This is a genomic window from Vibrio sp. Sgm 5, assembly GCF_026241575.1.
GTDB lineage: Bacteria > Pseudomonadota > Gammaproteobacteria > Enterobacterales > Vibrionaceae > Vibrio > Vibrio jasicida.
This window is the reverse complement of the sequence record NZ_JAPHPY010000016.1, coordinates 30,022-51,838: the sequence shown is the minus strand read 5'-3', so window position 1 is coordinate 51,838 and position 21,817 is coordinate 30,022. Positions and strand designations below refer to the sequence as shown.

Here is a 21,817-nt window from a genome sequence, read left to right as displayed (position 1 = left end):
ATTCCGTTTCCTCTCTGAAATGATAAGCACAAACAAAAATGCCGAGCAAATTGCTCGGCATTTTTTATGTTCTTTTGAAAGCCCAACTTATGCAGTGAGTTCTTCGATAGGGCAACACATTTCAATCACAACTTCACTCAGTTTGCTTGGATGAATCATGTCTTCTTTGTTCACGCTAAACTGACTTGCCATGATGGTGTTGAACAATTCCCAATGGTTAATCAGCATCTTATCGCGGTTGCCTGCATCTTCTGGCCACGTTTCTTGCATCATAGGCGCTAAGCTAATTGCACCATGTGCAAACACCAGCATCTGCCATTTTGATTCCCACTGGTCAATCTGGTGCTCCGGGTATTCCACGTTGTAGTCTGCAAAAAGCTCAGTAAAGATCGCCGCGAACTCGTCTTTGGATCTCAGGAAGTACTGCAGTAGTGCATCATCACCTTGGCGAATTGCATCCGCAATCATTTGGATTGGATGCGGATTCATGAGGGCAAATGCCAACATTCTTACCATGAACAGGTAGATTTTTTGATTAGATGGGGTGTTTGCTGGCATTTCACTTACCAGCTGTGCCATGTAGCCTTGCATGAATTCATCCATGGCATCACTGACGGCTTGCCAGATTTTCTCTTTGCTGCCGAAGTGGTGGCGAATCAAACTATGAGACACACCAGCTTTCTCACTGATGTTTCGAAGCGAGACACGTTCGTACCCTAACTCACAGAACATATCTGCCGCGACTCTTAGAATCAGACACTTAGTTTGCTCAGCGGCTTCAGCACTTCTACGGCCTTGCTTTCTTTCTGTCATAGTTCGAATTTTCCCGAATATTAATCAACGCGCCTATTTTTACCAGAAACCGGACAGTTTGCCTAATTATTTTATTATCCACGTGGAAAATATGTTGATCATTTTTTCGTTATGCATATACTGCACACCTGTGTAGTAAATATAAAGTCGATGGAGAAAGCCAGTGCGAAAACAATACTTAAAGCGCACATTTGTCGGAGCAGCGGTGGCATTGAGCCTCGCCACGATGCTGACAGGGTGTAACAAAGCCGTATCAGAACCGTCTGAGCCATTAATCAAACCTGTAAAATTACTTGCTGTTAATGATCTGACTGTTGCCGATTCCGATGCATTCCTTGCACGAATAGATGCAACGTACAGAGCCCAACTTTCATTTCAGGTAGGTGGCGAAATTGAGAAGTTGATCGTGAGAATGGGTGAAGAGGTGAAGCAGGGCGATGTACTTGCAACGCTAGACCCAAAAGACTTGCAGTTAGCTCTTGATGCATCACAAGCACAGTACGCATTAGCGAAAACCCAATGGGAACGCTCGAAAAGCTTGTACAACAAGAAGCTGATCAGTACAGACAGTTACGACCAACAAGAAACGCAATACAAAGCGGCACTGGCAAATCTAGAGCAAGCGAAAACCGATTTGAGCTACACAGAGATTCATGCGCCGTTTGATGGTGTGGTGTCTTATACCTATGTGAAGCCATACCAAGTGGTTGCTGCTAAGCAAGAAATCCTAAACCTAATCGACAACACCACTTTGGATGTGTCGTTTACTTTGCCTGTGACTTACGCCGAAGCGGTGTCATTGAACTCACTTAAAGACGCAGAGATGTGGGTGACGATGGACAGCGAGCCAAACAACCGTATCCAAGGCAAATTCAAAGAAATCTCTACTCAACCCAATGCTGATACCAACAGCTACGAAGCGATCGTGACGATTACTCGTCCTTCTGATCGTAACTTGCTAACGGGCATGACAGGCCAAGTACACATTGCGAAGCAAAACGTATCGAACGCGATGATGCTGCCAAATGCGGCTTGGGTGTCGAAAGACGCCGCTCATGGTGAAGTTTGGGTAATGGACAGCGATACACAGCAAGTGAACAAAGTGACCTTGTCACTAAATGCGAACGGTGCTGTGGAGTCGGGTTTGGATAAGAACGATTACGTTGTTATTGCAGGTGTTGAACGCCTAGTGGAAGGCCAAGTAGTGAAAGCTTGGGTTCGTGAGGAAGGTATCTAATGAAACGTTCATTATTCACAGTATCGGTTATCGCATTGGCCGTACTAACCGGTTGTAACAGCACAGACGAAGTCACCGCAGAGCAGCCTTTGTATGTTTCTACGGTTGCTGTCGATGTTCCAGTAAAAAGCCAATACCGCACATTCAAAGGCCAAGTCGTGCCTGCGGAACAAACGCCGATTGCATTCCGTCGCGCAGGCGAAGTTCAGCATGTGCTAGTCAAAGCGGGTGACACGGTTAAAGAAGGCCAGATGATCGCTAAGCTAGACGACAGCAAAGAGAAGCAAGCGGTAAACGATGCAGAAGCACAATACACACTCGCGATTCGTCAGCTGAAACGTGGTGAAGAACTGCATCACCGCCAAATGATTTCTAAAGCGGAGTTGGATGAGCTAACGGCAAATAAAGAGCTGGCGGAAGCAAACTTCTACAACGCGACAAACCAACTGAACTACACACGTTTATTTGCCCCGTTTGCGGGCAAGGTTTCGGATGTATTCAAAGAGCGTTTTGAGCGTGTTGCGATTGGTGAGCCGGTTCTAAATCTTTACCAAAGCGACAAAGTGTACGTTCGTATCGAGCTGTCAGACAACGTGCTTGCGATGGTAAACCCAAATACACAAAGCATGAGCTACCAACCTCAAGCAACGTTCTCGGGTGACGCGAAATCTTATGCGTTGGATTACTTGGAGCACACCAGTGAGCCAAACGCGCAGACACAAACATACCAAATGTATTTAACCATGCCACAACCTGATGAAGAGATTTTGCCAGGTACTAGTGTAAGCGTTGCAGTAGACATGGTGGCAGCGGGTATAACGTCGATTGATGGCTACAACATTCCAATGACTGCGCTTCAAGCGGGTAACAAGGATGGTGAGTTCTTTGTGTGGAAATTAAACAGTGACGCGGTCACAAAAGTGGCGGTGACGATTGATCAAATTAACGGTGAAGGCGCGATTGTGTCATCAGGCGTTGCACAAGGCGATGTATTAGTGAATTCCAGCTTACGTAAGTTACGCGAAGGTAAGTCAGTGGATGTGGTGGAGAAACAACAATAATGAGCATTGCTGAATACTCAATTAAGAACAAAGTCATCAGCTGGCTGTTCATCGTTATTCTCGCAGTTGGCGGGGTAATGTCATTCCTAGAGTTGGGCCGATTGGAAGATCCGGCATTTACTATCAAAGATGCGATGGTGGTGGCGACTTATCCCGGCGCGACTTCTAAAGAAGTAGAAGAAGAGCTGACGTATCCGCTTGAGAAAGAGATTCGTAAGCTGCCTTATATCGATAAGATCACGTCGACGTCCTCAAGTGGTATGTCACAGATTATGGTGAGCATGAAGATGGACTACGGTCCGGATGAATTGCCGCAAATCTGGGATGAAATGCGCCGTAAAATCAACGATCTGCAACCAACTTTGCCGCAAGGCGTTCAATCTCTGCAAATCATTGATGACTTTGGTGACGTGTACGGCGTAATGCTGATGCTAACGGGTGACGACTACGATTATGTAGAACTGAAACGCTACGCAGACCAACTTACACGTGAACTCGAACTGATCGATGGCGTGGGTAAAGTTGACATCGCTGGCGACCAACAAGAGATGCTGTTTGTTGAGATTTCATTGGATCGCTTAGCGGCTCTGAACCTCGACATGAACGTGATTTCTGGCTTGCTGAACCAACAGAACAATGTGGTTTCTGCGGGCGAGGTGATGGTAAACGGCGAGAGCCTTATTATTCGCCCAAGCGGTACATTAAACACCGTAGAAGCACTAGAAAACCTGATCATTCACGGTCGTGACACCGGTAATCTGATTCGCTTGAAAGACGTTGCAACCATCAGCCGTGGCATTCAAGAAAAGCCGGGCAATGTGCTGCTGTATAACGGTAAGAAAGCAATCAACATTGGTATTTCGTTTGCGTCTGGCGTAAACGTAGTAGAAGTCGGTCAACGTATTGAAGCTGAACTGGCGAATCTTGAGACCATCAAGCCGGCTGGTTTGGATATGAACTACTTCTACAACCAATCGCAAGAAGTAGACGATTCAGTAAAAGCGTTTGTTATTAGTTTGGCAGAAGCGGTTGCTATCGTAATCATCGTACTGCTGTTCACTATGGGCTTACGCAGTGGCGTGATCATCGGTTTGGTGCTGTTGTTGACGGTATTCGGTACCTTCATTTTGATGAACTACAACAATATCGAACTGCACCGTATCTCGCTTGGTGCGTTGATCATTGCGCTCGGTATGCTGGTGGATAACGCCATCGTGGTGGTCGAGGGGATATTGGTTGGCCTTAAGAAGGGGCGAACCAAAGTTCAAGCTGCAACAGATATCGTAAAACAAACTCAGTGGCCGCTGCTTGGTGCGACAGTCATTGCTATTACCGCGTTTGCGCCTATCGGTCTGTCACAAGATGCGACTGGTGAGTTTATGGGCTCTCTGTTCTGGGTATTGTGTTTCTCACTATTTCTAAGCTGGGTAACTGCGATTACGCTAACGCCATTCCTAGCGGATCTTCTATTGAAAGAAGAAGACAAGAACGCAGATACAGAAGATGAAGACCCATACAAAGGTTGGTTGTTCGTCGCGTTTGGTGCGTCTCTTAAACTTGCGCTTCGTTTCCGTTGGTTAACGGTAGCAGGCATGGTCGCGCTGCTAGTTGGTGCTGTGGTTGCGTTTGGCAGTGTGAAGCAACAGTTCTTCCCGCCGTCAAACACGCCGATGTTCTACGTTGATATGTGGATGCCGGAGGGCACTGACATTCGCGAGACCATCAAGAAAGCGGAAGAAGTTGAAAGCTACATTCGTACTCAAGACAACATTGACTTTGTATCAGCGTCGATTGGTCAAGGTTTGCAGCGTTTCGCTCTGACTTACCAACCAGAGAAGAGCTACGAAGCCTACGCACAGTTCCAAGTTCGTACTACGGACCGTGAGAACATGTTTGAGCTTCTGCATAAGTTGGACGACAACTTAGCGAAGACGTTCGACAAGCCAACGTTCCAGTTCAAGTTGATGGAATTCGGCCCGTCGCCAGCGTCTAAGATTGAAGCGCGTATTACTGGCCCAGATCCACAAGTACTACGTGAGCTTGCGGTACAAGTAGAAGATATTCTTCATACTGACCCAGGTGCTCGTAACATCCGTCACGACTGGCGTGAGCGTACTAAAGAGCTAGTGCCTGTATTCAACGAATCTAAAGCACGTCGCTTAGGTATCTCGAAAGAAGATCTTTCAAGCACACTGCAAATGGCGTTTGGTGGTAGCACACTTGGCTTCCTTCGCGATGGTACGCACATTCTGCCTATCATGACGCGTTTACCAGAAGCAGAGCGTGTGGACTTTGAATCACTGCAGAACGTAAACATCTGGAGTCCATCGTTACAATCTTATATCCCAGTTGATCAAGTGATTGATGGTGTGAAACTGGATTGGGATGAGCCATTGATTCAGCGTCGTGACCGTAAACGTACTCTAACGGTGCTGGCCGACCACGATGTGTTGAGCGATGACACCGCAGCAAGCTTGTTTGCTCGTGTTCAACCAAAAGTGATGGCACTGCATATCCCAGAAGGTTACGAAATCACGTGGGGTGGTGAGTACGAATCATCGAAAGATGCGCAAGAAGGTCTGTTTGGCTCATTGCCAATGGGTTATTTGTTGATGTTCATCATTACGATGCTTCTGTTTAACTCACTGAAGAAGCCATTGGTTATTTGGTTCACTGTACCGCTGTCTATCATTGGTGTGGCATTTGGTCTTCTGACGACAAACATGCCTTTTAGCTTTACTGCGTTCCTAGGCTTATTGAGCTTGAGCGGTATGATTCTGAAAAACGGTATCGTACTTCTTGACCAGATTAACCTAGAGCTAGCATCAGGTAAGGATCCTTACTTAGCGATTGTCGACAGTGCGATCAGCCGTGTTCGTCCAGTGAGTATGGCGGCATTGACGACGATTCTGGGAATGATTCCTCTGGTATCAGATGCGTTCTTCGGCTCAATGGCGATTACGATTATGGCAGGCCTTGGTTTTGCTACAGTTTTGACTCTGATTGTTGTACCAGTCATGTTTGCAATTCTGTTTAAGATCAAACCAACCACTGCATAAGGGACTTCCTGGCTTTTATTATTGTCAGATTCCTGCCTAGCCCTGGGGACTTTCCTCAGGGCTTTTTTGATCGGGGAGAGTCAAGATACGAGAGGGAAAAGAGAATAGAAGTGAGAAGCAAAAGAGAGAAGAAGAGAGGCTGGAGAAAAAGATAAGGGCGAAAAGGAAGGCTGGTGGTTTGGTGTACACCTTACTGATTTTTATGATTTTCTTACAAGCGATTGATAAATCTTGCGTATACTAAGGAAACATCATCAATAAAAGAGCGAACGCAAATGAACAATCGCGGATTACATGGACTCTTCCTTTTAGGTTCACTAACGCTAATTGGCTGTTCTTCCACAGACGGCATTTCTACTGATAATACAGATTCTCAAGTCCCTGTAGAGATAAAAAGTGCAGATGCAGCGACCATCGCAACGTGGATTGACCAAAGTATTCTGATGCCACAGGGGCTTTCTTTAGAAACGGACAAAATTCGTTATGTTACAGGATCTGCTGATTTGAACAGTGATGGTACAGCAGAACATTTGGTGTTGTTCCAAGACCGTTTCTTCTGCGGAAGTGGTGGCTGCACGGCATATATGTTCGATAACAACGGTAAAGTGCTGAACCGCATGTCGGTAACCAGAACACCGATTGCACTAATAGACAGCTACAGCAACGGTTGGCAAGACTTTGTTGTGTGGAGTAATGGTGCTTATCGTCAGATGAGTTACAACGGTGAATCTTACCCAAGTAACCCGTCAGTAGAACCTAAAATCGACCACAACACTCAAGTTCAGACAGCGACAGCGTATGTGATGGCGACAGAGTTATACCAGCAAGATGGTTACGATATTATGCCCGTCGATGACAAAGAGATTTGGACGCCGGCCAACGTGTATCACTTCACCTTTAAACACCATGGTGATCCGCAAAATGTTTACAACGCGATGGTGAACTTGAACAGCGGTGACGTGGATATCGAATCTGAACCGATGCAATAAATCGGCACGTTATACAAGAAAGGGCGAACGCTTATCGTAAGCGTTCGCCCTTTGTACTTTCTATGTGTCCGCGTTTGTTTTTTTATTAAAACTTATAAGTTGCACCCGCATAGAAAGAGCCGACCTGAATGTTGGTGTCCCAGTTCGAGCCTTTCGAGCCGACATTGAAGTGGTCCATCTCATACGCTGCTCGGAAAGTGATGTTGTTAAACTGATGCGGCGTGTATTCAAGACCGGCCCCTACGCGAAGTAGCAGCTCGTTTTCGTCTTCACCGAGAAATTCAGGCACATCCACCGAAATGTAGCCCAAACCTAGCGTCGCGAATGGTCGTAACCCATTGTCGAATGTGTAGCCAATGTTTGCAGCAACAGACGCACTATTTACGTTGAGATCAAAAGGCGTGTTCTTTACTTTGATATCACCGTAGTCAGTGTATTGAGCTTCTATACTGACGATACGATTGAATTGATAACCGCCAATAATTTTAAAAGTTGTACCATCAGCCTCCAAATGTGTAAACGGACTATCATCACTGTATGTGGTGTTACCCATACCCCCGCCCAGATAAAACCCTGATACATCCTGTGAGCTATTTGCATGAGCTTGAATGCTAACAAGTACGGCGATAAGGGTGGCTGCTTTTTTCATTGTTATTTACCTCTGTATTACTGTCTGTATTGTTGTGTTTAAAACAGTGTTCATTATCTAAATGAGGCGCTGAAAAACTAAACAAAAAGTAAACAAAAACCAAATAATTCCTATTGATTTAGTGACTTAGGCAATTGTGTGTTTTTTGTGTGCTCGGAAGGTATGCAGAGTTAAAAATTGATGTTTGAATCCTTCATTACTAAAAACTGAGTGCTGTATTGTGGTGTGATGAAGATGACTTGGTTTTTAGAATGGTTCGGCAAACCTGACCTATAATTCAAGGAGTTGAGAAAGCAGTGAGCCTGTATGCATAGAATCCATTTCGCCAATTTGGTCCTCGATCCGACGACAAGGACATTGTCCAATTCACACGGTAATGATGTTCCTCTAAGGCCACTTCCATACCAAGTGCTGAACTTGATGCTTGAAAAGCAGGGCGTACATGTAACTCGCGAAGAGTTGTTCGAAACCTGTTGGGATGGTTCAGTTGTTACCGATCAAGCATTGACCAATGTCATTTCCGGTTTAAGAAAGAAACTTGTTCAGTTGAAGGCGCAAGGTGTACAGATAAAAACGGTAAGTAAAATTGGCTATTTACTGGAAGTTGATGCGGATGTTAAACCCATCAAACAGAAAGTTGAGATACCGGAACTCCAAACGCTCGAAATTGATGATGTTGAGCATCAAGTCAAAGCAGCGCCCAAACAAGAATCTGAATCGCGAGATAAGGCATTTAGTTTAACTCCGATACTGATGACGGCTTTCCTGATTATCGCGATTGTCTCTGTGCTTTATTTTCGTCCGTTTGTGCCACATCCTGATTTTCTTGATGATTCGGATTACCAACACTTTTCTGTGTCAGAAACGGACTTCTACTTTTACGATCAAAATCATGACGAGTTAGATCTTTCGGCTTTGGCAAAGAGCCTCAACGATGAGGTATTTCCGGTGTGTCCGGCCATCGTATATTTGCGTGTGTCTGAATCGGCTTATCAAGAAGGGGCGCATACTTTACGTGCGTTTGCTTTCGCCAAAAACAGTAATAAGAATGTCAACTACATTAAGTTTTCTCTCGATATCGACACCTTGAAAGAAACGGTCTTAGAGAGCATGAGCAGGGCGGATGCAATATGCAGATAAACAAACTCCTCGTCCTCAATGTTGCATTGGCAATTGGCCTAGTGGGTGTGGTTGTTCACCAAAAGTATTTCCAATCCGATGAAATTACTGGTTCGCGCTGGGCGTGTGCAACGTTTGAAGAAGACTTTATTACCAGAGGTTACCGACGTTATGAAAATATCAGTGATCGTTCTGTCGTGGTGTTTAGCTCGGATAGAGACATGTACATTTTCCAGAAAGGCTCCTTGCTGACGAAAAAGGGCGAAAGCAAAGAGTATGAACTGGTTTACAACGGCAAGTATCAAGTGGATGGGCATGCGTTGACGGTGGATTATCAGAAAGTCAGCTGGAATGAACAGCCAACGGAGAGTGAGGTTTTCGTCAGAGACATGAACTCGTATGTGGGCACAAAAACGGACTTCATCTACAAAGTAGAGGACGAACAACTGTTCTTTTTCAATCAGAGCGAAACAGAAGAGAGTAACTTTATCTGCTATCGGATTTAGCGCCGTTAGACTCCGCTTGTTGCTCAATAAAAAACACCTCCCAATGCCGAGGCTAGAGGGAGGTGTCGAATGCCAAATCGAGGGAGGCATTGTTAATCGTTGCTTAGAACCATCTAAGCGAGTTAGTCACGATTAAGCAGCTGCTTCTTGTTTCGCTTCTGCTTTGTTCTTTAGGAACGCGTAAGTGAAACCTGTTACCGCTGTACCTGCTGCGATTGCTACCAAGTACATTAGCACTGGTGAGATTGCGTTAGGGATAAGCAGTACGAACAAACCACCGTGTGGTGCCATCAGTTTTGCACCGAACAGCATCGATAGAGCACCAGTTAGTGCGCCACCCGCCATACATGATGGGATAACACGCATTGGATCTTTCGCTGCGAATGGGATTGCACCTTCAGAGATAAAGCACAGACCAAGCACGAATGAGGCTTTACCTGCTTCACGCTCGCTTTGCTCGAACTTGTTCTTAGCAATGAACGTCGCAAGACCCATACCTAGTGCAGGAACCATACCCGCGGCCATGATTGCAGCCATTGGTGCGTAAGTTTGCGAAGCCAATAGACCTACACCGAATGCGTAAGCAGCTTTGTTTACTGGACCACCTAAGTCGAAACACATCATCGCGCCAAGGATAATACCCAGTAGAACTGCACTGTCTGAACCCATGTTGTTTAGGAAATCAGTTAGGCCACTCATGATGCCAGATACTGGACCACCCACGATGTAAATCATCACTAGACCCGTGAACAGTGTCGCCACGAACGGGATGATAAGGATCGGTTTAAGCGCTTCCATTGATTGTGGAAGTTTTACTTTGTCGGCAAGGAACTTAGCTGCGTAACCTGCGATGAAACCTGCTGCGATACCACCAAGGAAACCTGCGCCAGTTGAACTAGCAAGCATACCGCCAACGAGACCCGGAGCCAGACCCGGACGGTCAGCAATAGAGAAGGCGATGTAACCAGCAAGAACTGGGATCATCAAGGCGAATGCAGAGCCACCACCAATGTTCATTAGCGCTGCTGCTAGCGTACCTTCTTCTTTAAACGCTTCGATACCAAATACGAAGGATAGGGCGATGATCAAACCACCAGCTACCACAACTGGCAGCATGTGAGATACACCTGTCATTAGGTGTTTGTACGCGCCTTTCTTCTCTTCTGTCGCTGATGATGCGCTAGAAGAACCAGAGTGTTGGTATACGCTTGCTTGTTCAAACGCTTTGTCCATTTCTTCCGCTGTTTTCTTCAGCGCTGGACCGGTTTTAGTGCGGTACATCTTCTTGCCGTTAAAGCGGTCAAGAGGTACTTCGATGTCTGCTGCGATGATGACCAAATCTGCGTCTGCGATTTCTTGGTCAGTCAGTTGGTTTTTCGCACCTACTGAGCCACGTGTTTCCACTTTGATTTGGTGACCGCGACGTTTGCCTTCTTCTTCTAGTGCTTCTGCTGCCATGAAGGTGTGTGCAACGCCGGTTGGACATGCAGTGATTGCAACAATTTTCTTAGTTGCAGAGGCACTTTCTGCTGGTGCTGCTACTTGTGCCGTAACTGTGGTTACTTGCTCTAGTGTTGCTGCACTTTCAACAGCCGTTTGTAGGAAAGCGGATGCGTCTTTCGCTACAGTGCTGATATCTGCTTGGTAGACTTTTTTACCTACGAAACGAGAAGTATCAACTGGAGTGTTAGCCGCAATTACGATCGCTTCTGCTTGTTCAATGTCAGCGTCTGTCAGCAGTGTTGGTTCAACCACGCTTGATTGGCATTCAATCTTTGCGTTCCAACCCAGCTTCGCCGCTGCTTGTTCTAGTAGACCTGCCGCAATGATGCTGTTCGCAACACCACTTGGACAAGCTGTAATAATGGCAATATTCATACTGATAACCTTCTGTTCCTTAGTTTTTGTCTAAGTTCGTATTAGGGTAAAGCTCGGTTACTTGCGTTTGGAGCTTGATGTTCTCCAGTTCTTCCTGACTGGTTAGGCCAACGCCAACTTGGCTTACTGCTAGGGCAGAAAGCGCGGTAGCGAAGCGCAGTAAATCGTTTTTCGGCATCACTTGCATGTGACCCCAGCACAAGCCAGCAACAAGCGTATCGCCAGCGCCAACAGTGCTTACTACATTCATTCGTGGTGGTTGAGCACGTAGCCATTCACCTTGGTTAAGCCACATCACGCCGTCTGCTCCCATAGAAACTACGATGTTCTCAATGCCTTTATCGCTTAGCGTTTGCGCTGCTTCTTGGCATTGTTCTGGCGTTGAAAGGTGCTCACCGACAAAGTCACTTAGCTCTTCGTCGTTTGGTTTGATCAACCAAGGATGGGCGTCGATGCCTGCGCGTAGTGCCGCCTTGCTGCTATCGAACAAGACTTTCTTGCCTTTCTGATGCAGCTTCTCAATCCATGCCGCGCATTGCTCTGCAGTAACACCGCCCGGTAGGCTGCCTGCCAATACAAAGTAATCGTGTGTTTCTGCAAGGCGGAATAGGGTTTCTTCAAAGCGCGCGATTTCTTCTGCCGTAACTTGAACGCCAGGGAAGTTGATGTCGCTCACTTGGCCATCTGCTTCAACCAATTTCACGTTGATGCGAGTTGCGCCTTCGACTTCGACGAACTCGTTTTTAACCTTGATATCGCTAAATAGCTGGTGGAACAGCTCAGGGTTGTCTTTGCCAAGAAAGCCCGTCACTGTTACGTCTGCACCTAGGTCACTAAGCACTTTCGCTACGTTTACGCCTTTACCGGCCGCGTGTAGGTTGCTCTTTTCAACTAGGCTGACAGAACCCACTTTAATTGAGTCCAGCGAACCTGTTAGGTCAAGGGCAGGGTTAAGCGTGATGGTAACGACTTTGTTTGTTTTCAATGCTGTCATTCTCTCGCCCCTTAACCTTCGCCAAGACCAGATGCGATTGCTTTGCCGATTGACTCAAGTGCTTGTGCAGCATCTGGACCTTCAGCAGAGAATTGAAGCTGGTGACCGTGTTTCACACCCAGCGCGATAACTTTCATTAGGCTCTTCGCGTTCACTGCTTTGCCGTCGCCATCTAGGTTTGCCACACGAATGGTAGATTCGAACTTCTTCGCTTCAGCAACTAGCATTGCGCCAGGACGAGCGTGTAGGCCGTGGGCGTTTTTGATCTTAAAGATTGCCGTGTTGCCATCTTCAGCCGCTTCTGTTGCCATTTCTTCGCCTTTGAACAGTGCAAGGATCTGTTCAGCAGAAGCATCAAGTAATTTGCTGTGTTCGTTGTTAAACACAAGCTTTGAAATCGTGCTTAGGATAGATTGGTGAGCATTGTTGCAAGCTGCAAATGCAACTAGAGCACGCACTTTCTCGCCTTCGAATTCACAATCATTTGCTGTTGATACAAAAGAAACACCGGTGCGCGTTACTTGCTTATCACTACCTACTAGCCATAGACCTTGACCAAGGTGCGTTGGCGTTTTCGTTACTAGATCTGCAACGAACTCTGTACCTGCACAACCTGTGTTTTTAAGTAGGCCGCCAGCAACCGCGCTCATTTGAATCATGTCGCTTGCTGGGAATAGCAGTTGAATGAGAGAAGCATCGAAATCCGCCTCTAGCTGAACGTCGCCATGAAGCAGGGCAATAATGTCGTCTTCGTTGTTCGCATCACGCAGATGCTCTTCAACGCCATCCGCACCCAGTACCTTTGTTAGCTGCTTAAGAATGCCCAAGTGCTCGTCTGATTTCGCAGCAATACCGATCGCAACGTAAACTGTGTTGCCATCACCCCATTCAACGCCTTCTGGGAAATGGTGAACAGCAACGCCGGTGGTTTTCACCATTGAGCGCGTGTCAGTCGTGCCGTGTGGAATCGCGATACCGTTACCTAGAAACGTAGAGTTCTGGTTTTCACGGTTTAGCATGCCTTCTACATAGCCTTGTTCAACCAGACCTTTGTCTGTCAGGCTTTTCGCGATGCTTTTGATCGCTTCAAACTTATCTGTAGCGGATTGAGATAGGGTAATGTCGTTCTTACTTAGCTTAAGCATGGTGCTTCTCCAGCCTTAAGGTATCTATTTCTAATTCATCTTGGCTACGCAGAGATTGGTTTGCGTAACATCGTTTATCTGTTTTGCTTAACAAAAGAAACTGAATCGATTCAGCTTTTGGTCAAATTTTTTAAAACACTCAGCGAAACTGTTTCTAAAATCGAAACTTAACCATTCATGGCTTTATGCTTTTAAAGCCTAGCAAGGGAGCCTGTATTGCGTGATTTTGGTGACTCTCGTCAATTTTTAAGTTTTGCTGAATCCTTTCAGCTTTTATACTGAATCGGTTCAGCATATAATTCAACTTATCGAAGGATCGTTGATGTATTAATATGATCCCGCGCACAGAACAGGGCTTAGAATATGACACTGGATGAAATAGCAAAATTAGCTGGGGTTTCGAAGACCACAGCAAGCTATGTGATTAACGGAAAAGCGCAGAAATACCGCATCAGCGAAAAGACTCAAAAGAAAGTCATGGCGGTGGTTGAGCAGTACAATTACAAACCGGATCACGCAGCATCTTCTTTAAGAGCGGGCAACTCACGTTCGTTCGGTTTGATCATTCCAGATTTAGAGAACACCAGTTACGCGCGTTTAGCAAAACTGATTGAACAGAACTCGCGTAAAGCGGGCTATCAAATTTTGATCGGCTGTTCTGATGATGATCCGCAAACGGAGCAAAAGGTTGCGGAGGCGCTCGTGAGTCGTCGTATTGATGCGCTATTCGTGGCGAGCAGTATGCCAGCAGCCAGCGAATATTATCTTAAGCTGCAAAACTCGGGTACGCCCGTTATCGCACTTGACCGTCCTATGGATGATGAACACTTTTGTTGTGTGATCAGTGAAGATTTTGATGCGGCGTTTGAGCTTACAGAATCAGTATTGTCGCCTGAGATTGAGTCCATCGGCCTGATTGGCGCATTAGAAGAACTGCAAGTCTCTAAAGAGCGTGAACTGGGTTTCCGTTCTGCATGCCAGCAAAAAGGTAACGAGGCATTAGTAGGTTATGGTCAGCACTTCTCTCGTGAAGAAGGCAAGAAGGTGTTAGAAGGGTGGATCGAAAAGGGCAAGCTGCCAGATGCTGTGGTGACCATGTCTTACACCTTATTAGAAGGCGTATTGGATGTGATGTTAGAAAAGCCAGAGTTGATGGGCAAAGTACGTTTGGCCACCTTTGGTGATAACCGCTTGCTCGATTTTCTTCCAATCAAAATCAACTCGCTCCCACAGCAGTTTGAGCTGATCGCCGACAGCGCAATGGAGTTGGCGCTTAATGCTTCAGCTAAGCGCTATAAAGCAGGAGTGGAGTTGATTCCGCGTAAGATTGTAAAGCGCCACACCGAAACTAAAGCTTAATTTCTACCGTCAGCGCCACAAATGCGTGGTCGCTGGCGTTTTTATCCCTCTCAAAAGACGGATTGATTAGGTGCGCATCCAGCACTTGGTAATTCGTGACTTCTGCTATTGATACATCTTCATGAGAATCGAACTCTTGCGACAACAGTATGTAATCCAAAACATTACCTTTTGCGAAGTGATAATGGGTTGCAGGCCTTGAGTCCAGCAGTGGTGTTACTTGTAAATCCCAACCATCATTAAGTCGCAAATCAGTGACGCTGTCACCATACTTTTCAACCAACGCCTTGTTCACACTGGCATCAGTGATGGGTTGGTTCATGTCACCCATTAATACCGTTGGCATCGGGCTACTCGCATAATGCTTTTGCATGGCATCACGCAACATTGCCGCTTCCCAGCCACGTTGTTGAGTTGAGAGCCATCGGGCAATCGGTCTGCTTGCCTGTTCGGGGGCATCTGTGTCCGCAGGGCGTTGAGATTTTAAATGCGTCACATAAACCGTAATATGGCCGATAACGGGATGCACAATGCTCGCTCTAACCGGTTTTCGACTGAAAGGGGGCGCGGTGAGGTCGCCAAAGGCCGCGAGTGTTTCTTTGTCGAACGTAACTGCTTCATAATGTTCAATCGGAAAACGCGAAGCGACGGCGACAACAGGACGCGAGTGGATATAATCGCCTTCGACATGTGGTGTATCGACACAGGCAAAGTGTTCGTAACCGATCTCAGCAAAGAAGTTTTTGGTTTCTTCAATGCTGAACACTTCTTGCAAGCCGATGATGTCAGGATTGAGCTGTTCGATTTGTGATTTTGTCCAAGCGAGTTTGTCTTGCCATTGTTCTGTCGAGTAGATGTTCTCGAAATCATAATAGGCATTGGGTGGGGCGATAAAGTTAAATAGATTCGCCGTGGCGAAGGTGATTTGGCTCGTTTTAGACAAAATGACGCTCGTTCAAGGAGTTATTGGGTGAGTATATACCCAAATAGCAGAGATGAGTGAAGATCACGTTTCTATTTGTACGCATTCCGTTTAAACTCCGTTCATCAAGATTAATGAGTACCGAACATGACCCAAGATTACGAAAACGAAGAGTATTTAGAAGGCGAAGAAATTGAAATCGAAGCGATTGGCATCGACGTCGACGCGCACCCAATTGAACTGTATAAGCTTTTTAAAATCGCAAACTTGGTGAGTGGCGGTGGTGAAGCAAAACACATCATCGAAGAAGGTTACGTTGCGGTAAATGGTGAACTAGAAACGCGCAAGCGTCGCAAAATGTACGATGGTGATTTTTTCGAGTTCAACCAAGAATATTATGTTGTTGTCTGTGACGCGCCAGTAACTGAACCTGAATCTGCTGAAGAAAAAGCAGAGAAAAAGGCGAAGAAAGAAGCACAAGCGGCTCGCAAAGAAAAGTCTCGTTCGAAAAAGAACGACAAAGCGAACGTTAAAGGGCCGAAATCAACAGGCCGTAAAGCCGCGCACAAAGAGCGTAAAGCACAGAAAGAAGCCTTATCTCAATCGGCTAAGAAAGGCAAAAAAGAAGATAAGCCTAAAGCGACTCGCGATCCGAACAGCGGCCGTAACTCAATCGACTTCTTTTAATTGATGTTGGTTTGATTCGATAGATTCGAATAACTAAAAAGCGCCGACTTAGTGTGACTAAGTCGGCGCTTTTTATTTGTAGAGTGGGCGAGGATGCTCGTATGAGCTCAATGCAGAAGCTTATTACTATTAACCTGATTCGTCCAATGGTGGATTGCGTTAGGCTTGCCGAGGTAAAAACCTTGGTAATAATCTAAGTCTAATCGTTGCATGGCGGAAAGCTGAATGTTTTCCTCTACACCTTCTATCACGACTTTCGCATTCATCTCTTCAGCCAGTTCTACTGCGTTTGCAATCGCCAGCGTATCACCTGAACAATAATCGAGAAGGTAAGAACGGTCTATCTTGATGATGTCGGGGCAAAGATGTTTAACGCGAGACATGTTTGAATGGTGAGAGCCAAAGTCGTCAATAGCGAACAAGAAGCCATTCGTCCTCATCAATTGGACGGCTTCTATCAAAAGCTCAGTGTCACCACAAGATTCTTCAACTACTTCAAATACGACGTCAGAGGGGTGCATTCCAAGCTCCTCTAAGCGTTTGTACAGAAGGCCGTTATCTTTGAAACCCATATCTTTAGTTAGGGTAAGCAGCGTTTGAGGCATGACATTAAGAAATAACTTAATTGTTGAACCTGCGAAGTGCTTGGCAAAGTTACGAATATGAATAGCACGAGATAAAAACTCGATACATAGACGAAAGTAGGTATCAATACTTGCATCAGCAAAGAACAGGTCTGGCCGAATGTTAGCGCCGTCTACACCACGAATGCGGAGTAGGGCTTCCATACCGATTATGTTTCTATGCTTATCGAAGATAGGTTGATAAACACTGTAAAACGTATATTGGTTGAGCACGACATAGTATTCACCAAGACTGTCCTGTCTTATGTACTGCTCGTAGTCGGACTGCTGCTTTAACTCCATGAAAAACGCCAAAAAACTAGCATGGCAATGACTGTAACAGGATGGAGTTCCGATTTGAAGGCTTACAAAGTCTTAAATATGAGGGCTTTTAAGTTAATTTGAAATAGATTCCGATTTTTTCTCTATGTATCTAAAAATCATTGATAGACCGAAACAAATCAGAAAGTAAACGAAGCCGACGATTAACCAAATTTCGAAAATGTAGCCTGATGAATTGGCCATCTCTGTGCCGACAAAGGTCATTTCTTGAATCGAGATCAGCGAAACGATAGAAGTGTCTTTAACCAGTGAAATGGTTTGTCCGGCGAGGGCAGGTGTAATTGCTTTGAGTACTTGTGGGGCAATTACAAAACGGTATTTGACCCAGCGAGATAAGCCGAGTGAATCTGCAGCTTCCCACTGGCCGTTATCCACGCTTTGCAAACCAGCGCGAACCACTTCAGCAATATAAGCGGAAGACAGTAAGCCGACACAAAGCACACCAGAGGCCAAGTTTTCCCATAGGTTTGGTGGACCAAATAAGAAGTTCTGCAGTGCATTTGTATCTCCGCGATAGTTGCGCAGAAGATCTTCTAACCCAAGTAATGGGATTAACTGGTTCGAGATGAAAAAATAGAAGATGAATACGAATACCAAAGGTGGAATGTTTCGTACCAATTGAATAAAAGCGTTGGCAGGTGCGCGCAACCAAGCTGAGCCTGAGAAACGAGCTAAACCAAGTAGCGTGCCCAATACGAGAGCAAAGGTGATCCCCCAAAGGCTTAAGCGCAGCGTTGAGATTAGGCCTTGGAAGAAATACGGCAAGCCGCCGTCAGCTCTTGGGGTGAATAAGAGGTCAATGGCTTCTTTCCAATGCCAGATGTAGTTTACGCCAACGGTAGAACGATGATAGAGCCAAACCCCAGCCAACGCGCAGATGGCAAGCAGTACCCAATCGAGTAGGTTAAAACGACTTAAGAAAAAGCCTGATTTTGCTTTGGTTGGTGCAACGCGAGTGGTGGTTTGTCCGCTCAAAGTTTGACTCCGATAGTAGAGAAGAAAACCGACCCGAAGTACGAGTCGGTGTTGTTAATTCGTGCGATGATTAAGGTTATTGACCTTGTGCCACCTGGTCTTGCCAATCTAGCGTTGAGAACCAGTATTCGTAGCGCTCATCTAACCAACCATCTTGTGTGCGAGCTTCAATCCACTTGTTAAAGAAGGCTTTTTTGTCTTCTTCTCCTAGGCGAACCGCAAAGGCTTCGTTACCTTTTGATAAGCGCTCAGTAAATGGAATAAACAGCTTATCTGCGTGTTTGATAGCTTCATGCTCCGGTTTCGGGCTTGATGCAATGACTGCGTGTGCGTTGCCGTTTAGTACTTCTTGGAATGCTTGAGCATCGTCATCAAACTGAAGGATCTTCGCTTTAGGGAACGTCTCACGCGCTACTTGCACTGTGAACGCGCCACGACGAGCGGCAATTTTTATACGGCGAGAGTCAAAGTCTGAAAACTCACTAAAGCCAGCAGCTAGCTCTTTGTTTGCTGCTACTTGAACGCCTGAGTGAGAATACGGTTCTGTGAACAATACGCTCTTTGAACGTTCTGGCGTAATCGACATGCCACCAATGATTACATCAAACTTCTTAGCAAGAAGAGCTGGGATGATGCCGTCCCACGCTGTCGGTACGAATTCAACTTGTAAGCCTGAATCTGCGGCTAGGCGTTTCGCTACATCGATTTCAAAACCAATTAACTCACCTTGTTTGTTACGCATTGCCCAAGGCACAAATGTTGACATACCAACGCGAAGCGTGCCGCGGTCTTTGATTTGATCAACATTTGGGGTCGCGGCTTCTTCTTTTGCAAGCGAAGGCAAAGCAATCGCAAGCCCCAATAATGCAGTAATGGTCGCTTTGAATAACTTCATGTTATCTCCTTATAATTTGCGCCAACTGGCTCCTAGTTTGTGTTCTAGCCAAGCGGATAGGCCAGAAAGTGATAGTGTAAGAGCAAGGTAGATTGCTGCTACGCTAAACCAGATTTCAAACGGCATGGCCGTTTCCGATACGATGTTTCTCGCTTCGGTCGTTAAGTCAAAGATTGCCATGACGCTGACAATTGAAGAGTTTTTAATAAGAGAAACCACTTCATTCGTCAAAGGTGGCAAGGTGCGTTGCAACACTTGCGGAAGTATGACGTCTTTGTAGGCGAAGAAAGGCGATAACCCTAATGTCTTCGCCGCTTCAAACTGACCTTTTGGAATGCTGTTTAAGCCAGCACGGAAGATCTCGGCGGTATAGGCTCCTTGGAATAAAGACAATGCGAGGACTGCGGTGCTGAATCTATCCAAGCCAATGACAGGACCAAAGACGAAGTAGAGTAGATAAATCTGTACCAGTAGCGGCGTATTACGAATAAGTTCGACATACGTCGTTCCAATCGCATTACCAACTTTGGAATCGCTAAGCCTCAAAAGCGCAGTCACCAATCCAATCGCTAAAGTGAAGAATAGACTAATCGCAGAAATCTTTAGCGTGACGATAAGTCCTTCGATTAATTCTGCCGGCCACCACTCACCATCTTCGTAGAAGGCGATATAGTCAGGTACACGTTCCCACTGCCATTGATACCCCATTGCTTGAGCACCAGAATCCAATACCCATGCGATAGCGATGAGAAGGACAGTGATTTGTAGTAACGTTTGAAGGACAGGTTTGAAGATTCTATAGACCATGTATTTAGTAACTCAGAATCTGATTTAAGAAGGCCTGCGTCCGAGGGTGCTGCGGTGTCTCAAAAAGTGCCACAGGGGAGTTCATCTCGATGATTTCACCTTCATCCATAAAGACCACTCGATTGGCGACCTTTTTGGCGAATCCCATTTCGTGCGTTACACAAATCATGGTCATGCCACTTTGTGCTAACTCCACCATCACGTCCAACACTTCGTTGATCATCTCAGGATCGAGCGCCGAAGTCGGCTCGTCAAATAGCAGTAAATCTGGTTCCATACAGAGTGAGCGTGCGATAGCCACACGCTGCTGCTGACCACCAGACAGTTGAATTGGGTATTTGTTGGCTTGCTCTTCGATGTTAACGCGCTTGAGATAATGAATTGCACGTTTTTCCGCTTCTTGCTTAGAAAGCTTTAGCGTGCGGATAGGGGCAAGAGTGAGGTTTTCTAACACCGTGAGATGTGGAAACAGGTGAAAGTGCTGAAATACCATGCCGACTTTACCCGGTTTTTGTGCTTTAGAATTGGCAGGGTGTTCGAAGACGCTGAGCTCACCTTCTTGGATGGATTCTAAGTGGTTGATGCAACGGATTAGCGTGGATTTTCCTGAGCCAGAAGGGCCGCAAACAACAACGATTTCACCGGTATGTACTGAAAAATTAATGTCTTTGAGGGCGTGATATTCACCATACCACTTGTTTACGCCGCTGAACTCAACAACGATATTTTTCTCTTTCAAGGCTGCCAACTTTTAGAATAAATTTCTTTCTACAATAACAAGTTATTAACCGTATTGCACCTGTTAATCAAGCATAAACTGTCCAACTGGTGAGCAAATAACTCGTGATAAAACTAACCAATAATATAGTCAGTTTTAGAGAAAACGGATCACAATTGCGAAGACAGACATAGTGATAAGAAACTGTGCAGAGTAGTAGGTTGTCATCACCACTTGGCGCGAAAATACCGATGTACTGCCAAATCGTTCGAAGGCAAGGACAACTCCGGACATAGTGAAGATGAAACTGCCGAGAACCGCGAAGGCCGATGATTGGGTCTTACCACTGGCGTAGTACTCCATCGCCATCCATAGCATTGTCATCAAAACAAAGATATAGCTAGCTACCGACCACTTTTCTTTCCCCAAATCGGGTTTAAAGAAGAAATAGGCACAGACGCCTACGCCAAATACGGCAAATGGCAACCAAGGTGTGAAGTGCCATGCTGCCATATTGATGAAGCCCAAAGCGTAACTAATTTGGGCAAGACAAAACAGTTTAATGCCCGCAACAAATTTGTCTTTTGGGTGCATTAAGATTAGGTCACCCATGAGTGACAATGAGAGACCGCCAATGATCCACTGGGTGTAGGGGAGGTGGCTTGCCGGAGACAGCATTAGCATCCCAATCATTGCTGTGATGGGTAGCGGTTTGGTCAAAAAGAATAACCACTTAGGGCCAGTCTTGATACTGATGATATGTATGAGCGCGCAAGCTACGACAATCAGCCACATACGATTAACTCTTGAATAGACGACTAAACGCTCATTTTTATGAGCAAGCAAAAAATGGACACATCGACTAGTAAGCATTTGGTTTGTTTTTGGTCATCGGCTTACATAACGACATCGAACTATCGCCTATTTGTTATTTTTTTAGCAGAAAAGTTCAATTTATATCGATTTGTCAGTTTGCGGCTAAATTACCATAAAAAAACGGTATTGTGTCTGCGCGGACACAATACCGTTAAAAAAGGCA

The 21,817-nt window shown here is 45.8% G+C and carries 20 protein-coding genes; 8 read left to right on the top strand and 12 right to left on the bottom strand.

The features are described from left to right. Positions 1 to 87: 87 nt before the first annotated feature. Positions 88 to 813, bottom strand: a complete 726-nt coding sequence (locus OQJ86_RS11165; protein ID WP_265987763.1) for a TetR/AcrR family transcriptional regulator — start codon at positions 811 to 813, stop codon at positions 88 to 90. A 163-nt stretch (positions 814 to 976) separates the two neighbouring features. On the opposite strand from OQJ86_RS11165, the gene OQJ86_RS11160 reads away from it, so the two are divergent. The 4 genes from OQJ86_RS11160 (at position 977) to OQJ86_RS11145 (ending at position 7,159) form a co-directional block, all read left to right on the top strand. Next, the gene (locus tag OQJ86_RS11160; RefSeq protein ID WP_005441951.1) at positions 977 to 2,050 is read left to right on the top strand and encodes an efflux RND transporter periplasmic adaptor subunit; all 1,074 of its coding nucleotides are present in this window, start codon (positions 977 to 979) and stop codon (positions 2,048 to 2,050) included. Then, positions 2,050 to 3,111, top strand: a complete 1,062-nt coding sequence (locus OQJ86_RS11155) for an efflux RND transporter periplasmic adaptor subunit (protein ID WP_265987762.1) — start codon at positions 2,050 to 2,052, stop codon at positions 3,109 to 3,111. Before OQJ86_RS11160 ends, OQJ86_RS11155 begins: the two co-directional genes overlap by 1 nt. Further along, positions 3,111 to 6,170 (top strand): efflux RND transporter permease subunit, encoded by a 3,060-nt coding sequence (locus tag OQJ86_RS11150; protein WP_265987761.1) that lies wholly within the window; start codon positions 3,111 to 3,113, stop codon positions 6,168 to 6,170. Before OQJ86_RS11155 ends, OQJ86_RS11150 begins: the two co-directional genes overlap by 1 nt. A gap of 275 nt (positions 6,171 to 6,445) precedes the next feature. Then, the gene (locus OQJ86_RS11145; RefSeq protein WP_265987760.1) at positions 6,446 to 7,159 is read left to right on the top strand and encodes a hypothetical protein; all 714 of its coding nucleotides are present in this window, start codon (positions 6,446 to 6,448) and stop codon (positions 7,157 to 7,159) included. Positions 7,160 to 7,244: 85 nt separating this feature from the next. Here OQJ86_RS11145 and OQJ86_RS11140 read toward each other — a convergent pair whose 3' ends face one another. Beyond that, the gene (locus tag OQJ86_RS11140) at positions 7,245 to 7,808 is read right to left on the bottom strand and encodes a porin family protein (protein ID WP_265987759.1); all 564 of its coding nucleotides are present in this window, start codon (positions 7,806 to 7,808) and stop codon (positions 7,245 to 7,247) included. A 306-nt stretch (positions 7,809 to 8,114) separates the two neighbouring features. Between OQJ86_RS11140 and OQJ86_RS11135 the strand changes: the two genes are divergently transcribed. Both OQJ86_RS11135 and OQJ86_RS11130 read left to right on the top strand, forming a co-directional pair. After that, positions 8,115 to 8,948: a transcriptional regulator gene (locus OQJ86_RS11135; RefSeq protein WP_265987758.1), complete on the top strand. Its 834-nt coding sequence runs from the start codon at positions 8,115 to 8,117 to the stop codon at positions 8,946 to 8,948. Next, positions 8,939 to 9,433 (top strand): hypothetical protein, encoded by a 495-nt coding sequence (locus OQJ86_RS11130; protein ID WP_265987757.1) that lies wholly within the window; start codon positions 8,939 to 8,941, stop codon positions 9,431 to 9,433. The genes OQJ86_RS11135 and OQJ86_RS11130 overlap by 10 nt, the downstream gene beginning before the upstream one ends. 132 nt (positions 9,434 to 9,565) lie before the next feature. Here OQJ86_RS11130 and fruA read toward each other — a convergent pair whose 3' ends face one another. From fruA to fruB, 3 genes are read right to left on the bottom strand one after another with little or no spacing between them, the layout of a single operon-like run. Beyond that, positions 9,566 to 11,311, bottom strand: a complete 1,746-nt coding sequence (gene fruA, locus OQJ86_RS11125; protein WP_265987755.1) for a PTS fructose transporter subunit IIBC — start codon at positions 11,309 to 11,311, stop codon at positions 9,566 to 9,568. A 19-nt stretch (positions 11,312 to 11,330) separates the two neighbouring features. Further along, on the bottom strand, positions 11,331 to 12,305 hold the full coding sequence (gene pfkB / locus OQJ86_RS11120; protein ID WP_237302967.1) for a 1-phosphofructokinase: 975 nt from the start codon (positions 12,303 to 12,305) through the stop codon (positions 11,331 to 11,333). A gap of 11 nt (positions 12,306 to 12,316) precedes the next feature. Beyond that, positions 12,317 to 13,450: a fused PTS fructose transporter subunit IIA/HPr protein gene (fruB, locus tag OQJ86_RS11115; RefSeq protein ID WP_265987754.1), complete on the bottom strand. Its 1,134-nt coding sequence runs from the start codon at positions 13,448 to 13,450 to the stop codon at positions 12,317 to 12,319. Between the two features lie 363 nt (positions 13,451 to 13,813). Here fruB and cra point away from each other — a divergent pair, with 363 nt between their 5' ends. Beyond that, positions 13,814 to 14,809 (top strand): catabolite repressor/activator, encoded by a 996-nt coding sequence (cra, locus tag OQJ86_RS11110; protein ID WP_038870847.1) that lies wholly within the window; start codon positions 13,814 to 13,816, stop codon positions 14,807 to 14,809. Here the strand turns inward: cra and OQJ86_RS11105 are convergent. Then, entirely contained in the window at positions 14,799 to 15,752 is a 954-nt protein-coding gene (locus OQJ86_RS11105) for an endonuclease/exonuclease/phosphatase family protein (RefSeq protein WP_038870844.1), read from the bottom strand. The two genes, cra and OQJ86_RS11105, sit on opposite strands and share 11 nt — an antisense overlap. Before the next feature lie 126 nt (positions 15,753 to 15,878). Here OQJ86_RS11105 and OQJ86_RS11100 point away from each other — a divergent pair, with 126 nt between their 5' ends. Further along, positions 15,879 to 16,418, top strand: a complete 540-nt coding sequence (locus OQJ86_RS11100) for an RNA-binding S4 domain-containing protein (protein ID WP_038870841.1) — start codon at positions 15,879 to 15,881, stop codon at positions 16,416 to 16,418. 107 nt (positions 16,419 to 16,525) lie between these two features. Here OQJ86_RS11100 and OQJ86_RS11095 read toward each other — a convergent pair whose 3' ends face one another. The 6 genes from OQJ86_RS11095 to OQJ86_RS11070 form a co-directional block, all read right to left on the bottom strand. Then, a complete protein-coding gene (locus OQJ86_RS11095) occupies positions 16,526 to 17,344 on the bottom strand; it encodes an EAL domain-containing protein (RefSeq protein WP_045405301.1) in 819 nt (272 codons plus the stop codon). A gap of 93 nt (positions 17,345 to 17,437) precedes the next feature. After that, on the bottom strand, positions 17,438 to 18,358 hold the full coding sequence (locus OQJ86_RS11090; protein ID WP_265987752.1) for an amino acid ABC transporter permease: 921 nt from the start codon (positions 18,356 to 18,358) through the stop codon (positions 17,438 to 17,440). A 76-nt stretch (positions 18,359 to 18,434) separates the two neighbouring features. Continuing rightward, positions 18,435 to 19,253 carry a transporter substrate-binding domain-containing protein gene (locus OQJ86_RS11085; RefSeq protein WP_038870832.1) on the bottom strand — a complete coding sequence of 273 codons (819 nt, stop codon included), beginning with the start codon at positions 19,251 to 19,253 and terminating at the stop codon, positions 18,435 to 18,437. Positions 19,254 to 19,262: 9 nt separating this feature from the next. Continuing rightward, positions 19,263 to 20,060: an amino acid ABC transporter permease gene (locus tag OQJ86_RS11080; protein ID WP_265987751.1), complete on the bottom strand. Its 798-nt coding sequence runs from the start codon at positions 20,058 to 20,060 to the stop codon at positions 19,263 to 19,265. A gap of 4 nt (positions 20,061 to 20,064) precedes the next feature. Beyond that, a complete protein-coding gene (locus tag OQJ86_RS11075) occupies positions 20,065 to 20,799 on the bottom strand; it encodes an amino acid ABC transporter ATP-binding protein (protein ID WP_038870914.1) in 735 nt (244 codons plus the stop codon). A 135-nt stretch (positions 20,800 to 20,934) separates the two neighbouring features. Further along, complete coding sequence (locus OQJ86_RS11070; protein ID WP_038877952.1) at positions 20,935 to 21,573, bottom strand: lysoplasmalogenase; 639 nt, start codon at positions 21,571 to 21,573, stop codon at positions 20,935 to 20,937. Positions 21,574 to 21,817: the final 244 nt, after the last annotated feature.